Source organism: Catenulispora pinistramenti (genome assembly GCF_018274385.1).
In the GTDB taxonomy this organism is placed as follows: domain Bacteria; phylum Actinomycetota; class Actinomycetes; order Streptomycetales; family Catenulisporaceae; genus Catenulispora; species Catenulispora pinistramenti.
The window spans coordinates 1-1366 of the sequence record NZ_JAAFYZ010000482.1 but is presented as its reverse complement, the minus strand read 5'-3'; the positions used below and the strand labels follow the sequence as shown (position 1 = coordinate 1366).

The 1366-nt window shown below is 69.1% G+C and carries 1 protein-coding gene; it reads left to right on the top strand.

The features are described 5' to 3' along the window. Nucleotides 1–1366: copper amine oxidase (locus KGQ19_RS48620; RefSeq protein WP_212022436.1), on the top strand; the 1366-nt coding region annotated here is incomplete at both ends.

The window sequence follows — 1366 nt, the reverse complement described above, 5'->3', positions numbered from 1 at the left end:
CCCTCGACCGGCTCAGCGAGGCGGACGTGCTGACCGGCCGCGCCGTCCTGGAGAAGGCCGGGCTGCTGCGCGACAGCACCAGATTCGCCTACGTGGGCCTCGAAGAGCCCGACAAGCAGGACGTGCTCGAACACGTCCCCGGCGCACCCTTCGAGCGACGCATCAGGGTCCTGCTCCTCGACCTCGCCGACGGCCGCTCCCGCGACGTGATCATCTCCATCACCGCCGGAACAGTGGAATCCGTACGCGAACCCGATCCAGAACGCGACGGCCGCCTGCCGATCCTCGACGCGGAGTTCGAACTCGTCGAACAGATCGTCGACGCCGCCCCGGACTGGCGAACCGCTCTGGCCGCACGAGGACTCACGCCGGACCGGGTACGAGTCGCACCCCTGTCCGCCGGAGCCTACGACCACCCCGCCGAAGCCGGCCGCCGCATCATCCGCTCCCTGGGATTCCGCCAAGACCACCCGCGCGACAACCCGTGGGCGCATCCCGTCGACGGCCTGGTCGCCTACGTGGACCCGATCGCCCGCGAGGTGGTCAGCGTCATCGACACCGGTCCGCAGCCGATCCCCGCCGAATGCGCCGACTTCGACGATCCGGCCTACGTCGGCCCCGCCCGCCAGGGTCTGCGGCCGATCGAGATCACCCAGCCCGAGGGGCCGAGCTTCCACCTGGCCGGGGACGTGCTGCACTGGCAGAACTGGAGCGTGCGCCTCGGTTTCGACGCCCGGGAGGGTCTGGTGCTGCACCAGCTTTCCTACCGCGACACCATCACCGGGACCGCCCAAGACCGGCCGATCCTCTACCGCGCGTCGATCGCCGAAATGGTGGTCCCCTACGCCGACCCCTCACCGGTCCGCTTCTGGCAGAACTACTTCGACGCCGGCGAGTACCTGTTCGGCCGCTACACCAACTCCCTCGCGCTGGGCTGCGACTGCCTGGGCGACATCACCTACCTCGACGCCGTCCTCGCCGACGAGCAGGGCGAACCACGCCGCATCAGCAACGCGGTCTGCCTGCACGAGGAGGACTACGGCGTCCTGTGGAAGCACACCGACAGCTGGACCGGCGCCTCCGAAACCCGGCGCCAACGCCGGATGGTCATCTCGTTCTTCACGACGGTCGGCAACTACGACTACGGCTTCTACTGGTACCTCTACCTCGACGGAACCATCCAGCTGGAGGCCAAGGCCACCGGCATCCCCTTCACCTCGGCCATGCCGCCGGACGGGAATCAGGCCTTTGCCTCCGAACTCGCCCCGGGCCTGGGCGCCCCCTTCCACCAACACCTGTTCTGCGCCCGCCTCGACATGACCGTCGACGGCTCCCGCAACGCCGTCGACGAAGTCCAAGCCCGCGC